This window comes from Microvirga sp. P4_G7 (assembly GCF_056401005.1).
Genome location: NZ_JBFUKD010001040.1, coordinates 1 through 884, shown reverse-complemented (window position 1 = coordinate 884; position 884 = coordinate 1). Strand labels below are relative to the sequence as shown.

The following is an 884-nucleotide window of genomic DNA, read 5'->3' as shown; positions in this document are numbered from 1 at the left end:
CCCGCAGCCAGATGGAGCAGGAACTCGACGTCCTCACCGCCAGGCTGGTCGATGCGGGCTTGGCGACCACCGTCGGCTCGTCCGACACGCGCCAGCTCATTGTCCGTGGGCAGGCCAACCTGCTGGAGGATCTGAAGGCGGTCGAAGATCTGGAGCGCGTGCGTCTGCTCTTCGCCGATCTCGAAACCCAGACCGATGTGATCGATCTTCTTGCGCGCGCCGAAGGCGGCGAAGGCGTGCGGATTTTCATCGGCTCCGAGAACAAGCTGTTCTCCATGTCCGGCTCTTCCATGATCGCGGCGCCTTTTCGCGATGCCAGCCAGAAGATTGTTGGCGTGCTCGGCATCATCGGGCCGACCCGGCTCAAYTAYGCSCGCATCGTKCCSATGGTSGATTWCACCGCCAAAGTGGTCTCCCGGATCCTCGAACGAGGCCGATAGGGGTCGCTTCGGAGCAGCTTCCCGGTTAGGCAAATCCGCCTTCCCTTGGCTTTATTCCCCCTTGCTGCTATTGCCGCGACCAACAGATCTTTTGGTATTTGCCCGATAAATGACCGTTCGCACCTTCGATAACATCCGCAACTTCTCCATCGTCGCCCATATCGACCATGGCAAGTCGACGCTCGCCGACCGTCTGATCCAGACGACGGGGGCTCTGACCGCGCGCGAGATGACGGAACAGGTCCTCGACAGCATGGACATCGAGCGTGAGCGTGGCATCACCATCAAGGCGCAGACGGTGCGCCTCGAATACGTCGCACAGGACGGCAAGACTTATATCCTCAACTTGATGGACACGCCCGGTCACGTGGACTTCGCCTACGAGGTCTCGCGATCGCTCGCCGCCTGCGAGGGATCGATCCTCGTCGTGGACGCCTCGCAGGG

General features: G+C 61.3%; 2 protein-coding genes. Both read left to right on the top strand.

Going from position 1 to position 884, the window contains the following annotated elements:
- Positions 1-440 (top strand): HrcA family transcriptional regulator (locus AC1DT3_RS22865; protein WP_477467450.1); only part of this gene is annotated, 440 nt, incomplete at its 5' end.
- A 109-nt stretch (positions 441-549) separates the two neighbouring features.
- Positions 550-884: GTP-binding protein (locus tag AC1DT3_RS22860; RefSeq protein WP_477467449.1), on the top strand; the 335-nt coding region annotated here is incomplete at its 3' end.